Origin of the sequence: Chryseobacterium oryzae, from assembly GCF_022811665.1 — a bacterium.
GTDB classification, from domain to species: domain Bacteria; phylum Bacteroidota; class Bacteroidia; order Flavobacteriales; family Weeksellaceae; genus Chryseobacterium; species Chryseobacterium oryzae.
On the sequence record NZ_CP094529.1, the window covers coordinates 29,919 to 49,389 of the forward strand.

Sequence of the window (19,471 nt, forward strand, 5' to 3'; positions counted from 1 at the left end):
AGAGAGACGAATTGTCTCTCTTTTTTTTATCTTTGCAAATTACATCGTTCATCAATGAAAAACATACGAAATTTTTGCATAATCGCGCATATTGACCACGGTAAATCTACTTTGGCAGACCGTCTTTTAGAATATACTAATACGGTTACTCAGAGAGAATTACAATCTCAGACGCTGGATGATATGGATTTGGAAAAAGAACGTGGGATTACCATTAAATCTCACGCCATCCAGATGGATTATGAATATAAAGGAGAAAAATTTATATTAAACTTAATTGATACACCGGGGCACGTCGATTTTTCTTACGAAGTTTCCCGCTCTATCGCTGCTTGTGAAGGTGCACTTCTTATCGTAGATGCTGCACAAAGTATTCAGGCTCAGACGATTTCTAATTTGTATTTGGCGTTAGAAAATGACTTAACCATTATTCCTATTCTTAATAAAATAGATTTGCCTTCTGCCAATCCAGAGGAAGTAACCGACGAAATTATGAATCTTATCGGTTGCGATTATGATGACGTTCTAAGAGTTTCCGGTAAAACTGGAGAAGGCGTTCATCATTTGTTGGAACAGATTGTTGAGAGAATTCCAGCACCGGTTGGAGATCCCAATGCGCCACTTCAGGCTTTGATTTTTGACTCGGTTTATAACCCATTTAGAGGAATTGAAGCTTACTTCAAAGTAGTAAACGGAAGTATTTCTAAAAATGAAAAAATAAAATTCTTCGCTACCGGAAAAGAATACGGTGCGGATGAAGTCGGTACTCTGAAACTAAAACAAGTTCCAAAGAAAACCGTAGAATGTGGCGATGTAGGTTACTTGGTTTCTGGGATAAAAGATGCCCGAGAAGTAAAAGTAGGAGATACCATCACATCATTTGATAAGCCTGCAGCCGGACCGATTGAAGGTTTTGAAGAAGTAAAACCCATGGTTTTTGCAGGGATTTATCCAATTGATTCTGAGGATTTTGAGGAATTGAGATTTTCATTAGAAAAATTAAGACTGAATGATGCTTCTTTGGTTTTCGAGCCAGAAAGTTCAGCGGCTTTAGGCTTCGGTTTCCGCTGCGGATTTTTAGGAATGCTTCACATGGAAATCGTTCAGGAACGTCTCGATAGAGAGTTCAACATGAATGTGATCACCACGGTACCCAACGTTTCTTATCACGGGTTTACAAAGAAAGATCCGGAAGAAGTTATACTGATTAATAACCCATCCGAAATGATGGATCCTACCACTATGGATAGGGTAGAAGAGCCATTTATCAAGGCTTCTATCATTACAAAATCCGATTTTGTGGGAGCTGTGATGACGCTTTGTATCGAGAAACGTGGCGAAATTGTCAACCAAAGTTATCTGACTTCGGAAAGGGTAGAATTGATCTTCAATATGCCTTTGGCAGAGGTTGTTTTCGATTTCTATGACCGACTGAAATCTATTTCTAAAGGTTACGCATCGTTTGATTATCATCCGATTGGTTTCCGTGCTTCCAAATTGGTAAAAATGGATATACTGATTAATGGTGATATGGTGGATGCTTTATCATCATTAATTCATGATTCTAATGCTTATCATATTGGTAAAAAGATGTGTGAAAAACTGAGAGAATTAATCCCGAGACAACAGTTTGATATTGCGGTTCAGGCGGCTTTGGGTACCAAAGTTATTGCCAGAGAAACCATCAAGGCTTTAAGAAAAGATGTTACTGCAAAATGTTACGGTGGAGATATCTCCAGAAAGCGTAAACTTCTGGAAAAACAGAAAGAAGGTAAGAAAAAAATGAAACAGATTGGTAGAGTAGAAGTACCTCAATCGGCATTTATGGCTGTTCTTAAGCTGAATGATTAAGAAAAACATTCCAATAAAAAAAAGTAATCCACAGAAAATTTCTGTGGATTTTTTATTGAAAAACATTACCAAATAAGAAAACTTATTTTAAAATATAAAACAATTTACTGGTATATGTTGCTGAAGAGTGTGTTTTTTCCTTTTCAAACGATGCTTTGTCTTCTCCTAATTTTTTTATTAAAGGAATATTCGAATTTAATCTTGGGTTGATTTTTATATCATTAACCAACAAAGCAGCTTTCTCAAATTCATCGGTTATGAAATATGAAATGAAGAGATTTCGTTTTAACGCAAGTAATACATCTTCGTTTGTTGTGAGTTTTATTTCGTTTTCATAATAGTCTGAAAGAGACTGTATCTGCGTTAGTTTTTCTTTAGGAATGTATTTGTCTTTATAGGCAATAGATGCAATATCTTTTGCTAATTGTTTCAGTTGTTCTGTTTTGGTATTGTATTCAGCAAATTTTTCATTTTTTTTATCTTTAAAAAATTCAACGAAAAGAGTTCCTGTATTATCAAGAGTTATGCTGTATTTTTCATTGAAAGCGTTCCATGATCCTGCTATTTGGTTTTGTCCAATTAATGCATCGAAAATCGCCATAGTAATATTGCTTGCCTCTTTGGTAAAGTACGCTTTTGAAGCTTCCTGTGCTTCGGATAACGTAGGGAAATCTGTTTCCGTTAGTTTGCGCATTTCATCTCTGGCATAAACTTTATCCGAAAAGTTTAGATTTTCATATTTTATATTTAAGGTATCTTCTTTTACCAATTCTCCGCTAAACGAATCCTTAAAAGTTATATGAAGAGGAACTTCTAAAAACACTGAAATACGGTATTTATTTTCCCATGCAGTGCCGGATTTATACATTTTAGAGTCAGCTATTAAATCACCTATTTTTACAGTCGCATCCAGAACACCACTTCCGGATTTTGTAGTTTTTTCTAAATTTCCAATTCTGAGGTAGCTTTCCTTAGAGTCGTTTCTTATTTTCGTGAAATTATTTTCGTTGATACTCGTTTCTGATATGGGTTTTCCATCAGATTTTACGATCATTTTAGTATTAGAAATATCAATTTGAGTTTTATACTCTAAAAATTTATACGAAAAAGCATATTCCGGATATTTTATAAAGTAACTACTAGCAGATTCTGAATAAGTTTTGACTTTTTGCGCAAATGCACCAATAGCAAAAGTCACTAATAATAGAGTGAGTCTTTTTTTCATTTTATGTGTTTTTTCAAAAGTAAAAAAAATATAAAAGAGGCACAATAGGTTTATGATAATTTACTGAATTTTCCTTTAATGCACAGGCAACCAAACTAATTCTGCTAAATCTATTAAGCTGAATAATTAATTATCTCCATTCATTTTAAAATATAATCCAAAGAATTTTCTGTGGATTTTTTTGTTTCGATAACTGAAAAGTATATTTTTGTGTATTCATCACACAAACTAAACTATGCAGAATATCAAAGTGGCTGTAGACGCCGTTATTTTTGGCTATTTCGATAAGAAAGACCTCCAGATTCTTTTGATAAAAAGAAAGATAGAACCTTTTAAAGGTGATTGGGCACTTCCCGGTGGATTGGTTTTGGATGATGAAAATCTTGATGATGCGGTAAAGCGTGAGCTTCACGAAGAAGCGGGCATAAAACCTGATTTTTTAGAACAACTCTACACCTTTGGCAATGTTGGTCGGGATCCGAGGAATCGCGTCGTTTCTATTGCTTATTTGGGTTTGGTAAATCCTTCTTATCATGAACTTTTTGCAGATTCTGATGCAGATGATGCACAGTGGTTCAGTATCAATCAGCTTCCGAAAGTGGCTTTTGACCATCAAATAATTATTGAAACAGCACTCAAGAGGCTTCGCACAAAAATCCAATATCAGCCAATTGGTTTTAACCTTCTTAATGAAGAATTTGCCTTTTCTGATCTTGAAAATCTGTATAAAACCATTATTGGAAAAGAGATTGACCGCAGAAATTTCAGAAAGAAAATAATGAGTTATGGACTCCTGAATGACACTAATATTCTTAAAAAAGAAGGTACGGGAAGACCTGGAAAATTGTTTACTTTCAATCAGCAGAAATATAAGGAACTGGAAGAACAAGGTTTCTATTTTGAGATCAAATAATTTTAATTTACTGGAAATCAAATTTTTAAATTAATTAGCGTAAAAATAACGCAAATAAATTTGGAAAACAGAATTATAATTCTTTAAATTTGTGTAAAATTAACGCAATAAGAAAATTGTTTCATTTTTAATTAGCGTAAATATAACACAAATATTAACTTAAAATTGTAAAGCTATGTTCGGTTTCAGACACATTAAATTCGATTCTATGACTTACGTTCTTCATTTTAAAAATGGAAATATCGTAAAAGAAGGAAGAGGTTTATCATTCTTTTATTTTGCTCCCAATTCGTCCATCGTTGCGATTCCGATGGGAAGTAATGATCTGCCTTTTATCTTTAATGAAAACACGCACGATTATCAGACAGTGAAAATTCAGGGGCAAATCAGTTATAAGATTACAGATCCGAAAGCACTTTCAAATACCTTAGATTTCACCGTAAACGAGACTGGAGTTTATAAGAAAAATGATATCGAAAAGCTGAATCAGAGAATCATCAATCTTGCTCAGACTGCAACTTCGTCTTTTATTCATCAATTAAGTTTAAAAGATGCCATTCGTTCTGCAAAACAGATTGAAGGTAATATTCTGGAAGGATTGATGAATTCTGAAGCCATAAAAACAATGGGGATTGAAATTCTTGGAGCTAATATTCTCGCTGTTCAAACTACCCCGGAAATGGCTAGAGCTTTGGAAACGGAAACCAGAGAAAAACTACAGCAGCAAGCTGATGAAGCAATATATGAAAGAAGAAATTTTGCCGTGGAACAGGAAAGAAGAATTAAAGAATCTGAACTGAATACGGAAATTGCAGTAGAAGAAAAGCAAAAACAGATTGAGGAAAAAAGAATGGAAACCGAAGTGCAGCAGGAAGAAAATAACAGAATTCTGAGAGAGATGAAAATTGCTGCGGATATTTCTGTCGAAAATCAAAGAAAACAGCTTATAGAACAAAAAACGGAAAATGACAGAAAAGAAGCTGAAACACAAGGTTATATTTTGGAAACTTCTTTAAAACCTTACAAAGAAATCGACTGGAAAGTTTTGAGTGCTTTAAGCGGAAATCAGGATGCGAAAAGTAATATTGCTTTGGCTTTCAGAGAATTGGCTGAAAATGCGGACAAAATCGGAACGTTAAATATCAGTCCTGATTTATTAGACACTGTTTTGAAAAAGTAAAAGAGTAGGTCAAAAATTTTATCTCACAAATCAAAAAAATGAAAAGGGAATACGCCATAATCATCAAAAATAAAACTAGACTCGAGTCTTTGATTGAACGGTTCAATACCAAAGCTCAGGCAAAGTTTTACATCGAAAGTTCTGGAGGTAATTTTCAGGAATATGTGGATGAACACGAAAAATTTCATCAGTCATTTCTGGAAGTTCAGACAAAGCTTTCAAAAGTGATTAAAAATAAAGTAATTGAAAAAGAATTTGTTCCGTCTTATATTTTCTCTGAAAATAATTTAATTGTAGTGGTAGGACAAGATGGGTTGGTTGCCAATGTAGCAAAATATTCTAAAAATATTCCGATTGTGGCAATCAATCCTGATGAAGAAAGATACGACGGTGTTTTGCTTCCTTTTACGGTAAAAAACTTTCTGAACGGTGTAAATTCTGTATTAAACGAAAAGTTTAGTTCAAAGAAAATGAGGTTTGCAGAAGCGGTTTTGAATGACGGGCAAAAACTTTTGGCAGTAAATGATTTGTTCATCGGGATTTCTTCTCATTCTTCGGCAAGATATAAAATTATACTGAACGGAAAAGAAGAAACCCATTCTTCCAGCGGGATTATTGTTTCTACAAAAACAGGAAGTACAGGTTGGCTGAGTTCAATTTTCAATATGGCTTTCGGAATTTTAGGCGAAACAAAATTGCAATACCCCAAACTAAAAGAGGACGATTTGTATTTTGCCGTAAGAGAACCTTTCAAAAGCATCAGAACACAAACCGAAATTTGTGGCGGAAAGCTGAAAAAAGGAAACAAATTAGTGATAGAATCACTAATGCCAAATAATGGTTTTATCTTTAGTGATGGAATTGAGCAAGATTTTCTACAGTTCAACAGTGGTTCAACAGCGGAAATAAGACTGTCTGATGAAGAAGCGGTTTTGGTGATGAATTAATATTAAAAAAACTATGAAAACAAAAACATTATTTAGACCTGTCGGAGAAAAAGAAATGATTTTCATTATTGAAAGTAATTACAAAAAATTCCCTCGAAGATTTGAATGGCAACCGATTTTCTATCCCGTTTTGGATGAAGATTATGCTTCCGAAATTGCAGAAAAATGGAACACAAAAGATGAATCAGGAAATTATCTTGGATTTGTTACCGAATTTGAAGTTTTGGAAGATGAAGTGAATCAATATCCTGCACAAAATGTAGGAGCAAGGAATCACAACGAATTATGGATTCCTTCAGAAAAATTGGAAGCTTTTAATCAGGCAATTGTAGGAAATATAGAAGTCAAGAAAGTGTTTATCGGAAATGAATTTAAGAGATCCGAAAATACTGATGTGGAAAAATTATTATTAAAACTAAAAAATGAAACCAACAATTGAAATCATAAAAGGCGACATCACAAAAATTAATGCTGATGCAATTGTAAACGCCGCAAATTCTTCTTTGCTTGGCGGAGGCGGAGTTGATGGAGCCATTCATCGTGCAGGAGGAAAACAAATTCTCGAGCAATGTATGGCAATCAGAAACCGACAAGGAAAATGCAAAACTGGAGAAGCGGTTTTTACTTCTGCTGGCAATCTTCCTGCAAAATATGTGATTCATACTGTCGGTCCAATTTGGAATAATGATGAAGAAAAAACCTTTAAACTTTTAGCTGATTGTTATAATCATTCTCTGAAATTAGCAGAAACTCTTGGAGTAAAAACAATTACTTTTCCGAATATCAGCACAGGAGTTTATAGGTTTCCGAAAGAATTGGCTGGAAAAATAGCTATTGAAACTGTAAGAAATTTTAAGTCAGAAGTAATTGAAAAAATCATTTTCGTGTGTTTTGATGATGAGAATGAAGAGATTTATAAAAAGTTATTAGAACAAAAAAACAAATGAAAAAACTAACCATATTAACTGGCGCAGGAATTAGTGCCGAAAGCGGAATAAAAACTTTCAGAGACGGAGATGGTCTTTGGGAAAATCATAATATAACAGATGTTGCAAGTCCGGAAGGATGGCAAAAAGATAAGGCTTTAGTTTTAGAATTTTATAATCAGAGACGTCGTCAGCTTCATGAAGTGGAACCTAATGAAGCTCATCTTCTATTGGCAGAACTGGAGAAATATTTTGATGTACAAATTATCACTCAGAATATTGATGATTTGCATGAGAGAGCAGGTTCAACAAATATTTTGCATCTTCATGGGGAATTATTCAAATCTTGTTCCTGCGAGAATAAAAATCTCATTTACGAACAAAAATCTGATATCAACTTAGGAGAAAATGCAGAAGATGGGGCACAACTGCGACCATTCATCGTGTGGTTCGGAGAAGATGTGCCGTTAATGAGAGAAGCAACTATTATGGCACAAGAAACAGATATTTTTTTGGTTATAGGAACTTCTCTGCAAGTGTATCCTGCAGCAGGATTGCTTCATGACATCAAAGATAATTGCCTTTTAATTGTTGTTAATCCCAACGAAACGGGTTTCGGATATGGGCAAAGAGCAGTCGTGATAAAAGAAACAGCAACCCAAGGAATGAAACTGCTCTTTAAAGAACTGTTAAGTCTTGCTTAAACCTATAACATCAGGAAAAATTAAATGATTTAAAGCAGAAAAAACTAGAACCCTTACCGGAATTTTGACATTAAAAAATTGAAAAAGAATAATACGACATATTTTGTCGCTTTTAGAATTTATATTTGTTGAAGAAACTTTTTGTAATGAAGAAAGATTTTTACCTCACAAGATATGCACTCATCATTAAAAAGCTTGAAGCTACACCATCTACTTATTCGCAGATAGAGGAATATTTGCTTAATTCTTTTGAGTTTCAGGATGCGGGTATAAAAAGTTATTCGATGCGGACTCTTCAGAGAGATATTCGGGAAATATCGGATCTTTTCAGTCTTTCCATTCATAATAAAAAGAGAAGAGATAACAGATATTATATAGAAAGTCGCCCTATAATGGAAGTGGATGGGTACAACCAAAAGCTATTAGAGTCTTTCCAAATAAGCAATGCACTGAATGTATATCCCGATTTTGCCGATTTTATCTTTTTTGAAAGCAGAAAAGCTACGGGAATAGAGAATTTTTATGACCTCTTTTTTGCTATCCGAAATAAAAGAATTCTTCTTTTCGAGCATTACAATTTTAAAAATAAAAAGATGACTTCAAGAAAAGTTCATCCTTTGGCACTTAAAGAATCTAAAGACCGTTGGTATCTCATCGCTGTAGATACCAAAGATAAGCTTTTGAAATCGTTTGGGTTAGACAGGATTAATTATCTTACGGTAGGTTCTCAGAATTTCAGGGAAAAGTATGAATACAATTTAAGAGACCATTTCAAGAATGCTTTTGGAGTAATGAATCTTGTAGAACAAAATCCTCAGAAAATTGTTTTGCAATGCAGCAGACATCAGGGAGAATACATTAGAAGTTTTCCTTTGCATCAATCCCAAAAAGAGATTAAGGAAACTCAGGAACATATTTATTTTGAATTTTTTCTTCACCCAACATACGATTTTATGCAGGAAATTTTATCTTATGGGAAAGAAGCAAAAGTATTGGAGCCTGAAACTTTAATACAGCAAATAAAAAATAATTTATCCGAATCTTTGAAAGCTTATACAGACCAATAGTTACAACAAAATTCTTTTTGAGTATATTTACCCTTACAAAGATATTTTTTTTGAAAAAAATTGTTTTATTTCTCCTGTTTCTCTCGTCATTCTGTTTTTCTCAACAAAATGAAGAATTCAGAATGATTAAGAACTACTACAATCAGCATCGCCGAATGCTCAGTAACGAATTTCGTAAAAAGTTCGACAAAGAATCCGATTCTGTCTCTAAACGAGCTGTAAAGAATGACTTTAGGTTTTTTATGAAAAAGATGGACAGTATAGAAAATGTAGCTCTTGTAGGAGCACTTCTGAAAGTGAAAAATTTGGAAGATCTCAAAAAAATTAATGATTATCCTCAAAATTCTGTAAAACAAAGCAACGAAATAACTACCGTAATTGTAGAAAAAACAGCAGATTATCCGGGAGGTATTAATTCTTTAAGAAAAGAAGTAGCAGATTTATTTTACAGCGACGGTGTTTATTCCGAAAGTACGACACTTAAAACGGTTGTTGCTTTTGTGGTAGAAAAGGACGGAAAAGTTAGTGATGTAAAAGCCGAAGGAGAAAATTTTACATTCAACAGACAGGCAGAAATTGCACTTTATTCTTTATCGGGAACATTTATTCCTGGTCAAATTAATGGCGTTCCTGTAAGATCCAGATTCAGGTTTCCTTTGTCTATTAATTTTGAGTAATTTTTCATTATGTAGTGTTTTATTTTTTATATTTGACCCGAATTTGTAAGATGAGATTCATCAATAATATATTGAAATTCAATAAGATTTAAATTGTGTTTTTTTGAAAATCTCATTTAAAACTTAAAAACAAATAAAAACTATAATTATTTATATATGAAAAAAATCCTTTTAGGATTATTCCTTACCGCCGGATTATGCTCTGCGCAAACAAAAGACATTAGCGAAAACCAAAGAAAGAACGACATCGTTGCAGATCCTGTTTTGCTTGTGGCAATTCCTTTGGCAAATGTTTCCTACGAAAGACTGATTTCGGAGAATAAAGGAATCGGGGTAAACGCAATGGTACATCTTGATAGAAAAGAGGACAGATTTACTCAGTTTTCTGCATATTACAGAATGTATTTTGGTAAAAAATATGCTTCAGGTTTTTTTCTTGAAGGTTTTATTCCTGTAACTACAAATTCTTACGATGATTATCATTACCAATACGATAATATTACAGGGTTTTACACTTCGACTCATGTTACCAAAAATAATCTTACTACAGTAGGCGTTGGTTTTGGAGTAGGAGGAAAGTGGGTTTTAAGAAATAATCTGGTCATTGAAGCCAGTGGAGGAATTGCAAGGAGATTTGGAGACCGCAGCAATTATCATTTTGAAGAAGTTACCGGAAAAATAATGGGCGGAGTAGGTTACCGTTTTTAATTTTTGCTATTACTGAAATAATAATGAAAAGCTTAGTTTTGTACTAAGCTTTATTTTTTATGTTTACCGACGAATATTTTATGAAAATGGCTTTGCAGGAGGCAGAAACTGCCCTTGAGAAAGATGAGGTTCCTGTGGGCTGTATAGTGGTTTCTAACAACCGTGTCATTGCACGATCTCATAATCTTACAGAAACTCTTACCGATGTTACAGCTCATGCAGAAATGCAGGCGATAACTTCTGCTGCCAACTTTTTAGGCGGAAAATATCTTGTAAACTGTACTTTATACGTTACTTTAGAACCTTGTGTAATGTGTTCTGGGGCGTTATCTTGGTCCCAAATTTCAAAAGTTGTGATTGGTGCGAGAGATGAAAAACGAGGTTTTATCAATAAAAATCTTCAGCTTCATCCCAAAACAGAAATCGTTACCGGTATTTTAGAAAATGAATGCTCGGCAATTGTAAAAGAGTTTTTCAAAGGAAAAAGATGAATTTTCAGCGTTTTGAAATTCAACAAAATTATTTCAGCCAATAATTTATCTGCAAATTTATTTTATGAATGATAGAATCTGGCAGTTTAGATTCCTTTTTTGAATTTATTTCTTTTAGCAATTCTTTATTTTGTTGTAGGCTTTCGCTGTAAGAAATTCCGTCTGTTATTGCTTTTCTTTCATAAAACTGTTTTTCTAATGTTGGGGGATAAACATTAGGAATACCAAGTACAAATTTCATTTCAGATACTGGTTTATAGAAAACCATACCATCGAAAATATAATCAAATTTTACTTTTTCATAATCGCCACCGAAATTATAGAGATCAAAAGGAGCGTTTCCGAAAGGAGAATTTTTTAGGTCAAAACCTACATTATCTTTTCCTACAGATTGAAATGCGGCATCAAAAATCCCATTATTGCTAAGTCCGTTATGAAAGTCTTGAGTGAAATAATTGATGTAAATATTGGTGGTTATTTGTGGATAAGTTTTATAAATATATTCTGCTGTACTGTAGATATCCGGTTGATTGGGCAAGGGAAGGAATTTTGGGATTCGGATGTACCCGTGATAAGTATTCTCGATAACCAAAGCTTTTTTCCTTTCAGGGTTTCTTGTTTTGGCATATTCAAAAAAACGGATAAAATTTTTTCCCATGATGATATTGCGGTCTATGGTAGAATTTTCGGCATAATCATCAAACATTTTGTATTGAGAATTACATTCTATATTTTTCCAATCGAATTCTAAATCTAGCGGAAATAAAAGAATTTTGTCTTTGTCTTTTCTGGTTTTATTTGCCAGAAAAATAGTATTCAGAAGGAAATAATAATTGTATTTTTCCCAAAGTACAGTATAATCTAAATCTCTGAAAATAGATAAAAGTTCTTGCTCTCTTTCTTTATCCGAAAGCTTAGCGTTTAATAAAAAACTGTTGATTTTCTTATAATTGTTCCAGCTTCCGACCTCTGTGTAAACATTTCCAGTAAATTTAGGATCTGTAATTACCTCTGTATACAATTCGTATTGTGTAATATCTCTGTGATCCCGTTCCGAAATAATTACAATATCTTTAGTTTTATATTGGTCTAAAATATATTCTTTAGCAGTCGGAAGATTTTTATTTTTCAGAAATTCGGTAAAGGGTTTTAATTCCTTTTTCTGTGAAAAAGTAATCATGCTAAACAGAAAAATGGCAATACTTACTATTTTGAATTTCATAAAACCAAGAAATATATAAAGTGAAAAAATTACAAGTCTTTACCTAAGAAATAAAGCCCTTTCAGAGTATGAAGTCGGTCCGCAATATGAATTTTATCTGTAAGCGGTTTATAAACGTGAGAAACGCCTCCCGTTGCGATTACAAAGCAATCATCATTCACTTCGTCATTAATGCGGTCTATAAAGCCTTCAACCATACCTAAAAATCCGTATACCATTCCGCTCTGCATACAGGTTACGGTATCTAAACCTAATACAGATTTTGGTTTTACTAATTCAATTTCAGGAAGTTGTGCGGTTTGGCTGATGAGAGAATTAAGAGAAGTAATAATTCCCGGAGCAATAATTACTCCCAAAGTTTCACCATTTTCTGCAACACAGCTTGCGGTAAGTGCAGTACCAAAATCCAAGACAATTTTTTTTCTGTTGGGATAAAGGTTTTGAGCTGCAACGAGATTAGCATAAATATCGGTTCCCATCTGTTTAGATTTTGCCTGAACTCCAGAAAATGTGGTGCGGTCTACAATAACAGGATCTTTACCGTGGATTTTTCTTATCGCAGAGCTCATTATTTTTGTTAACTGAGGAACCACGGAACCCATAATTACTTTTTCAATCTTTTCGGGATCTACTTTGTAAGTTTGGTAGAGCATTAAAATCTGAACATACAGTTCGTCTGCAGTACGATACGGTTTTGTATTAATTACCCAGGAAATATCGCAATTATCATTATCAAAAAGACCAAATCTGATATTGCTGTTACCAACGTTGATTACAATTGAATTCATTAAAGGATTTTTGGGCAGTAAATTTAATAATTTTAGAAAAAACACTTTTTCTTTATTGTTAAATGATTTAAAAACATCAAAATATTAAAAAAAGAAAGTGAAATTTGCTTCCTGTAAAAATTACTGTTGATTATTTAAAAAGAATAAAGCTCCTGAAAATCAAGAGCTTTAATTTATATAGAAATTTAATAATTATCTTCTTCGCCTTTCATTTTTTCGGCATTTTCTGCCATAATTACGGCGTCTATCATTTCTGCGATATCACCATTCATGTAAGCATCGAGATTGTACATAGACTTGTTGATTCTGTGATCGGTAACTCTTCCCTGAGGATAATTGTACGTTTTAATTTTGGCAGAACGGTCTCCCGTAGAAACCATCGTTTTTCTCTGTGCAGCAATATCACCCTGAACTTCCTGTAGTTTGATGTCGTATAACTTAGCACGTAGCATTTCCATTGCCAACTCACGGTTAGCCAACTGAGAACGGGCTTGCTGACAAACAACTACTAATCCTGAAGGTTTATGGGTAAGCTGAACTTTGGTTTCTACCTTGTTCACGTTTTGTCCTCCTGCACCTCCCGAACGTGAGGTCTGCATTTCTATATCTGCAGGGTTAATTTCTACATCCACTTCCTCAGCTTCCGGAAGAACGGCAATCGTAATTGCCGAAGTATGTACTCTTCCCTGAGATTCTGTTTCAGGAACACGCTGCACACGGTGAACTCCAGATTCGAATTTCATGATTCCGTAAACACCTTCGCCTTCAACTTTCATAATAAGTTCTTTATAGCCTTTTGCCGCTTCGTTGGAATCTGTTACTTCATGTCTCCATCCTTTGGCTTTAAAGTACATAGAGTACATTCTGTAGATATCTTCAACAAATATTGCTGCTTCGTCTCCGCCGGTTCCTGCACGCAGTTCTACAATAACATTTTTGTCATCTGCCGGATCTTTAGGAATTAAAAGAACTTTTAGCTGTTCTTCTAATCCTGGGATTTTTTCTAAGGCTTCATTTTTTTCAATTTTAGCCAATTCAACAAAATCTTTATCAGATCCGTCTGCAATAATCTCATCAGATTCTTCGATGGTGTCTAATGCGCCTTTATACTGATCAAATACCGATACAATTTTCCCCAGATCGCTGTATTCTTTATTAAGAGAAGAATATCTTTTCTGGTCTGAAATTACATCAGGCTGTATAATAAGGTCTGCAACCTCATTATATCTTTGTTTAATCGCTTCTAATTTTGGAATTAAAGACTTAGACATAGTAAAAATTTAGTGTGCAAAGATACGGAATTGACAATGAAGAACAAAAGTTCATTTTCAAGACTTTACAGTTCTTATTTTAAAAAGCCAAAGCTCATGCAAATTACATGAGCTTTGGCTGAAAAAATTAATATAAATGTTATTCGTTAAAGAATATGAAATTTTAATTTTTGATGATTTTTTTTGAAATTTTTTCTCCGCCTTTTAATTGAATTTCAACAATGTAAACTCCATTTGGAAGAGATTGAATGTCTATTTGATTATCATTATGCTGAATATTCATTCTTTGTCCTACCATATTCATCACATTTACTTTTTCTATTGAAGAATCGGTTTTAATGTTTAAAATTCCATGGGTTGGATTGGGATATATTCCTAATGAAATTTTCTTCATATCAGAAGTTCCCAAACCGGATGTACTTTTTATACATCTTACAGAAGAACCTTGTCCTCTCGGTGCTCCGGCTGAAGGGTTTCCAATAGTATTGCCTACATATAAGTACTTAGCTCCCAATCCTGTAGCTGTTGAACTCCAAAAATAACCTCTCTGCCCAACAAATTCAAAACTCCCATTGGTGAAAGAACGGTTACCTCCGGCAGGTAGTTTAAGTTTACTTGCAAAGGCTGTTGCGGGATTATTTATACCTTCAGCATTTTTAGCGGCTGTCCAGTCTGCCTGAGATGGCATTTTCCAATCTGTTCCTATTGCTTTACAAGGATCTGCCCCATTTGTTGAACTTACGGAATTAGAATTGGCTGTCCATTCGTCATTGAGATCATTACCTCCCCACCAAGATCCCAAAACATAAGCAGAAGAATTATTCAAACCAATAGGATTGTTTGGTGAAGGCTCAGTAGTAGTTGCAGAATTTCTATTTTGATGCCCATCGTCCCATCGTCCCCACTGGAAGAGATCTCCATACGAATCTTCATCTGATATAGAAGTTGCAACTTGCGAACTTCCGAGATTTTGCTGTAGCCAGATTTTACCGTCTGCTCCTCTTACTGTGGTATAAGTTGTCTGCTGACCTTTGTAGGTAAATGTTACGCAACCTGTATCTCCTGGATTGTTTCCCGGATCATTATTGCTGCAAACAGGATTTGTATTTGTTAAAGAAATCTTTTTTACTTTAATTCCGTTTTGAGAATATGTAAGGACCAAGTTGTTGTTTACAGAATCATATTGCAAGTCATTATAGGTTGCAGTACCATCGGAAACAAAATCTCCCCCGAAGGTTTCCCATATATTGTTGGTAGAATTATAGTGGTAAACCGTATTTTTTCCACCATTTACAATCCATCCGCTAGCTACAGTGTAAAGCTCTCCTGAAGGAGTAATAGCAATAGAAACATTGTATAAATCATTAGAAATTCCGAAATCTGCGTTTCCTATCTGTATCCAGTTGGTACCATCGAATTTCTTTACATTTAGTTTTCTGTTATTGGCAGCGGGTGAAGAATAGACCACATAAATGGTATCATCTATACCTAAGGTAAAATCTGCCGTGGAATTGACTCCTTCTGTAAATGAGTTCCCTACATTTGTTCCTCCTACCAAAGACCATTGTTCTGATGCAGTTGCGGTTACAGAATTTTCAAATACCTTTACTCCTGAAGAAACTCCGCAGATATATATTTTACCATTTGTTCCTATCATCATTTCAGAATAAGAAGGAGTACCAAAACCATTAGTTCCTACCTGTTCCCAAGCATTGTTAACATATCTTTTTACCGATCCAGATTGTGCATTAGAGTATACAAACAAAGTATTGTTGGCAGATACTGCAGATGCATGATAATTAATTGTGGTGGTAAAAGGTTTAGAGTATGAAGTCCATGTGTTTCCGTCGAATTTTCTTACTTCCATTCCGGAGTTAGGATAACTGTCTTGGTTTGTGTAATAAAGATTTCCTGAAGAATCTTTTGATAATGAATTGTATGTTGCAATACCACTGGTGATTCCTGGACTTCCTCCCACGTAAGACCACGAAGTTCCATTAAATTTTTGTACCGATCCTTTCTGAACCGACCCATCATAGTAAGAAACGTAGTAATTTCCCTGTGGATCAATAACCAGATTATTATAACTGCTTCCTCCCGCAGAAATATTTCCTGAGCCTACATCTACCCATTGTTGTGCATTAACAGAACTCATGGCAAGGGCAAAAATACCCAATCCTTTTATGCATCTTTTAGTTACGAATTTCAAATCAACCAACATATTATTTTTATTTATTCTAAATTTAATTTATTTTTGCGCAAAATTAGTCTTCAAGATAATTTCTGAGTTATCATTTTCAAACTTTCAATTATCAATAGCAGATTTCCTGCTTTAGAATTATGAAACAAAACTGAATAACAAGATGACAGAACCTAAAACAATCTTACTCTTTGATTCTGAATACATTCAGGTGGTTCATTATGAAGATGCAACATCAGAAAAATATCTTAAATCAGTTTTTATTGAAGGTGAGACAAGCTTTAATCTGCTTTTTTTATTAAGTCCGAATATCAATTTGAGTGCTTCAGATTGTGGAACCCATTTTCAATTCCAAAAAAATCAATACATACTTCACTATTCTTCATTAGAAAACAAAGCAGAATTGTGGACTGAAAATGAAGAAACATTACAATATTTCCAGATTCAGGTAAACTATCAGTATATATTTGATTTAATTGAACCACATTCTAATTCGGAGAGTGCAGAAATTCTCGAAAATATGAAGAACAACAATTATATTTTTCTCCATAAAGAAACTCCTCCATTTATGACGGTCGAAATGCACATGATTTTGAAGGAAATATCCGGTTATTCTAAAAAAGGAGTGATGCAAAAACTGTTTATTGAAGCCAAAATTATTAAACTTCTCATTTTAATCTTCGAACAGTTTAAAGAAAAAAATGTTGAAGAACTTGGATCTGATAATCCCGAAACCATCAAAAAATTTTTAGATGAAAACTATCATAAAAATATTAAAATTGAAGAAATTTCGAGAATTGTAGGTATAAACCAGAATATGCTCAGAAAAGAATTCAAAAAACAATACAATACTACCATTGTAGATTATATCTCCGAACTCCGCATGTTAAAAGCAAAAAAAATGATTATTGACAGCAAGATTATGATTAAAGAAATCGCCATAGAATGCGGTTATGAATATGTTCAGAATTTTACTCGGGCATTCAAGAAAAAGTATGGCGTTTCACCAGAAAAGCTGAGACTGGGTTAAAATAAAAAACCACTCAGAAAACTAAGTGGTTTTGTATATATGTTGTTTTGCTTTGATAGCCCTTTTTCAGAATTCGTGTGAAAAAGAACTGACAATCAATTAATGATGTCCGTGATCGTGACCATGCCCTTCATGAATAAAAGGACCGTGACCTTTCGGAGCACTGTAAAGCACTTCTACGCCTTCCTGTTCTGTAAGAAGTTTGCTTCTAATTTGCTCAGGATCAAAAGGTTTTACTTTTCCAAAATGCTCTTTTAAACCTTCTGTTAACCACATTGGGATGACCAATCCGAAAAACATAAAGATACACCAGAAACCTACTAGGAACATGATTATAAAATATACGGTCCAGAGGAACTGATAAAACGGCCAAAATGCTGATAAAATCATTTTATTTTCTTAAAGATTAGGGCAAAAATATAACATTTTTCTTTTTCAAACAAAAGTTAAAAGCTGATTTTTACTATTTATTTTAAATTTAAACTAATTAATGAGCCAAATCTGCAAAAAAATCGTTGCCTTTATCATCGGTAATAATAAATGCGGGGAAATCTTTGACCTCAATTTTTCTCACCGCTTCCATTCCTAATTCCGGGAAATCTACAACCTCAACAGACAGAATATTATCTTTAGCTAAAATCGCAGCAGGACCACCAATTGAACCAAGATAGAACCCTCCGTATTTTGCACAGGCATTGGCAACATCGGCTGTTCGGTTTCCTTTTGCCAACATCACCATACTTCCTCCATTTTTTTGAAATTCATCCACATATACATCCATTCTTCCTGCGGTTGTAGGACCAAAGCTTCCAGAAGCCATTCCTTCGGGAGTTTTTGCAGGCCCTGCGTAGTAAATTGGATGATTTTTGAAATATTCAGGCATCGGTTTTCCGCTGTCTAAGAGTTCTTTAATCTTTGCATGGGCAATATCTCTTGCAACAATTAAGGTTCCATTTAATTTAAGCCTTGTTTTAATAGGATATTTTGAAAGTTCAGCTAAAATTTCCGGCATTGGTTTATTCAGATCAATTTCTACGGCTTCTTCCAAATGTGGTGGTGTTGCAGGTAAAAATCTTTTCGGATCTTGTTCCAGTTGCTCTAAGAAAATACCGTCTTTGGTAATTTTTCCTTTAATATTTCTGTCTGCTGAACAGGAAACACCCATCCCAACCGGACAAGAAGCTGCGTGACGAGGAAGCCTGATTACTCTCACATCGTGCGTAAGGTATTTTCCGCCAAACTGAGCTCCGATTTCACTCTCCTGGCAAATTTTCTGAACTTTTGCTTCCCATTCCAAATCTCTGAATGCCTGTCCGGCTTCATTGCCTTCTGTTGGAAGATTGTCGTAATATTTTGCTGATGCTTTTTTTACCGCTGCTAAATTCGCTTCAGCTGAAGTTCCTCCAATTACCAAAGCCAAGTGATATGGCGGGCAAGCCGCTGTTCCCAAATCTGAAATTCTTTCTTTTACAAAAGCTTCCAAAGATTTTTCGTTCAGTAAAGATTTTGTTTTTTGATAAAGAAAAGTTTTATTGGCAGAACCGCCACCTTTTGTAAGGAATAAAAACTCGTAATAATCCCCCTTTTTAGCATAAATATCAATCTGAGCAGGAAGATTGGAACCAGAATTTTTTTCATCAAACATCGTTAAAGGGACTACCTGAGAATATCTTAAATTTCTTTTTTGATAAGTATTGTAAATTCCTTTGCTCAGATATTCGCCATCATCAACCCCTGTGTAAACATTTTCACCTTTTTTTCCCATTACAATTGCCGTTCCGGTATCTTGGCAAGAAGGTAAAGCTCCTTCTACGGCAACTGCAGCATTTTGCAGTAAATTATACGCCACAAATCTATCATTATCAGTAGCTTCCGGATCATCAATGATTCTTCTTAAGCTTTCTAAATGCGAGGAACGAAGCATAAAAGAAACATCTGCCATTGCCTCTTCAGCAAGAAGCTCAAGACCTTTCGGGTCTATGGTTAAAATTTCTCTTTCTCCTAATTTTTCAACTTTTACATAGTCTGAAGTTAGTTTTTTGTAAACCGTATCATCTTTAAGAATCGGATACGGATCCTGATATTTAAATTCCATTTTACTTTCTTTTTCTGTACAAAAATACGGCTTACCCAAAAAAACATGAGTAAAATCAATCACTTATATTCGTATTTATAATGATTATAAATTGTGTGTGTTTTAATTTCTCAGTAAATTTATACAACCTAAATTCAACCACAGTTTTATGCTGAATAATTAATTATTTCTACTAA

19 protein-coding genes are annotated in these 19,471 nt (G+C 34.2%); 12 read left to right on the forward strand and 7 right to left on the reverse strand.

Annotation, left to right across the window (positions count from 1 at the left end; all coding sequences use genetic code 11):
• Nucleotides 1-54: 54 nt before the first annotated feature.
• Nucleotides 55-1,851 (forward strand): translation elongation factor 4, encoded by a 1,797-nt coding sequence (gene lepA, locus MTP08_RS00145; protein WP_209388633.1) that lies wholly within the window; start codon nucleotides 55-57, stop codon nucleotides 1,849-1,851.
• An 82-nt stretch (nucleotides 1,852-1,933) separates the two neighbouring features.
• On the opposite strand, the gene MTP08_RS00150 is transcribed toward lepA, so the two are convergent.
• Entirely contained in the window at nucleotides 1,934-3,076 is a 1,143-nt protein-coding gene (locus MTP08_RS00150; protein WP_243576531.1) for a hypothetical protein, read from the reverse strand.
• Between the two features lie 235 nt (nucleotides 3,077-3,311).
• Here MTP08_RS00150 and MTP08_RS00155 point away from each other — a divergent pair, with 235 nt between their 5' ends.
• The 10 genes from MTP08_RS00155 (at nucleotide 3,312) to MTP08_RS00200 (ending at nucleotide 10,689) form a co-directional block, all read left to right on the forward strand.
• On the forward strand, nucleotides 3,312-3,989 hold the full coding sequence (locus tag MTP08_RS00155) for an NUDIX hydrolase (protein WP_243576532.1): 678 nt from the start codon (nucleotides 3,312-3,314) through the stop codon (nucleotides 3,987-3,989).
• 175 nt (nucleotides 3,990-4,164) lie between these two features.
• Nucleotides 4,165-5,169, forward strand: coding sequence for an SPFH domain-containing protein (locus tag MTP08_RS00160; protein WP_243576533.1), 1,005 nt, complete (start codon nucleotides 4,165-4,167; stop codon nucleotides 5,167-5,169).
• 38 nt (nucleotides 5,170-5,207) lie between these two features.
• Entirely contained in the window at nucleotides 5,208-6,116 is a 909-nt protein-coding gene (locus MTP08_RS00165; protein ID WP_243576534.1) for a diacylglycerol kinase catalytic domain-containing protein, read from the forward strand.
• A 13-nt stretch (nucleotides 6,117-6,129) separates the two neighbouring features.
• Nucleotides 6,130-6,555, forward strand: coding sequence for an ADP-ribosylation/crystallin J1 (locus MTP08_RS00170; protein WP_243576535.1), 426 nt, complete (start codon nucleotides 6,130-6,132; stop codon nucleotides 6,553-6,555).
• A complete protein-coding gene (locus MTP08_RS00175; protein ID WP_243576536.1) occupies nucleotides 6,539-7,063 on the forward strand; it encodes an O-acetyl-ADP-ribose deacetylase in 525 nt (174 codons plus the stop codon). Before MTP08_RS00170 ends, MTP08_RS00175 begins: the two co-directional genes overlap by 17 nt.
• A complete protein-coding gene (locus MTP08_RS00180; protein ID WP_243576537.1) occupies nucleotides 7,060-7,746 on the forward strand; it encodes an SIR2 family NAD-dependent protein deacylase in 687 nt (228 codons plus the stop codon). The genes MTP08_RS00175 and MTP08_RS00180 overlap by 4 nt, the downstream gene beginning before the upstream one ends.
• A 146-nt stretch (nucleotides 7,747-7,892) precedes the next feature.
• The gene (locus MTP08_RS00185; protein ID WP_243576538.1) at nucleotides 7,893-8,813 is read left to right on the forward strand and encodes a helix-turn-helix transcriptional regulator; all 921 of its coding nucleotides are present in this window, start codon (nucleotides 7,893-7,895) and stop codon (nucleotides 8,811-8,813) included.
• A gap of 50 nt (nucleotides 8,814-8,863) precedes the next feature.
• Nucleotides 8,864-9,490, forward strand: a complete 627-nt coding sequence (locus MTP08_RS00190) for an energy transducer TonB (RefSeq protein WP_243576539.1) — start codon at nucleotides 8,864-8,866, stop codon at nucleotides 9,488-9,490.
• 156 nt (nucleotides 9,491-9,646) lie between these two features.
• The gene (locus MTP08_RS00195; RefSeq protein WP_243576540.1) at nucleotides 9,647-10,198 is read left to right on the forward strand and encodes a hypothetical protein; all 552 of its coding nucleotides are present in this window, start codon (nucleotides 9,647-9,649) and stop codon (nucleotides 10,196-10,198) included.
• A 59-nt stretch (nucleotides 10,199-10,257) separates the two neighbouring features.
• A complete protein-coding gene (locus tag MTP08_RS00200; protein ID WP_243576541.1) occupies nucleotides 10,258-10,689 on the forward strand; it encodes a nucleoside deaminase in 432 nt (143 codons plus the stop codon).
• Between the two features lie 28 nt (nucleotides 10,690-10,717).
• On the opposite strand, the gene MTP08_RS00205 is transcribed toward MTP08_RS00200, so the two are convergent.
• From MTP08_RS00205 to MTP08_RS00220, 4 genes are all read right to left on the reverse strand, one after another.
• On the reverse strand, nucleotides 10,718-11,911 hold the full coding sequence (locus tag MTP08_RS00205; RefSeq protein ID WP_243576542.1) for a hypothetical protein: 1,194 nt from the start codon (nucleotides 11,909-11,911) through the stop codon (nucleotides 10,718-10,720).
• Nucleotides 11,912-11,940: 29 nt separating this feature from the next.
• Nucleotides 11,941-12,699 (reverse strand): type III pantothenate kinase, encoded by a 759-nt coding sequence (locus MTP08_RS00210; RefSeq protein WP_243576543.1) that lies wholly within the window; start codon nucleotides 12,697-12,699, stop codon nucleotides 11,941-11,943.
• Between the two features lie 185 nt (nucleotides 12,700-12,884).
• Nucleotides 12,885-13,970 (reverse strand): peptide chain release factor 1, encoded by a 1,086-nt coding sequence (gene prfA, locus MTP08_RS00215; protein WP_243576544.1) that lies wholly within the window; start codon nucleotides 13,968-13,970, stop codon nucleotides 12,885-12,887.
• A gap of 163 nt (nucleotides 13,971-14,133) precedes the next feature.
• Nucleotides 14,134-16,191 carry a T9SS type A sorting domain-containing protein gene (locus MTP08_RS00220; protein ID WP_243576545.1) on the reverse strand — a complete coding sequence of 686 codons (2,058 nt, stop codon included), beginning with the start codon at nucleotides 16,189-16,191 and terminating at the stop codon, nucleotides 14,134-14,136.
• Nucleotides 16,192-16,333: 142 nt separating this feature from the next.
• On the opposite strand from MTP08_RS00220, the gene MTP08_RS00225 reads away from it, so the two are divergent.
• Nucleotides 16,334-17,200: a helix-turn-helix domain-containing protein gene (locus tag MTP08_RS00225; protein WP_243576546.1), complete on the forward strand. Its 867-nt coding sequence runs from the start codon at nucleotides 16,334-16,336 to the stop codon at nucleotides 17,198-17,200.
• Nucleotides 17,201-17,299: 99 nt separating this feature from the next.
• Here MTP08_RS00225 and MTP08_RS00230 read toward each other — a convergent pair whose 3' ends face one another.
• Nucleotides 17,300-17,590 (reverse strand): hypothetical protein, encoded by a 291-nt coding sequence (locus MTP08_RS00230; protein ID WP_243576547.1) that lies wholly within the window; start codon nucleotides 17,588-17,590, stop codon nucleotides 17,300-17,302.
• Nucleotides 17,591-17,687: 97 nt separating this feature from the next.
• The gene (locus MTP08_RS00235; protein WP_243576548.1) at nucleotides 17,688-19,295 is read right to left on the reverse strand and encodes a fumarate hydratase; all 1,608 of its coding nucleotides are present in this window, start codon (nucleotides 19,293-19,295) and stop codon (nucleotides 17,688-17,690) included.
• Nucleotides 19,296-19,471 lie beyond the last annotated feature (176 nt).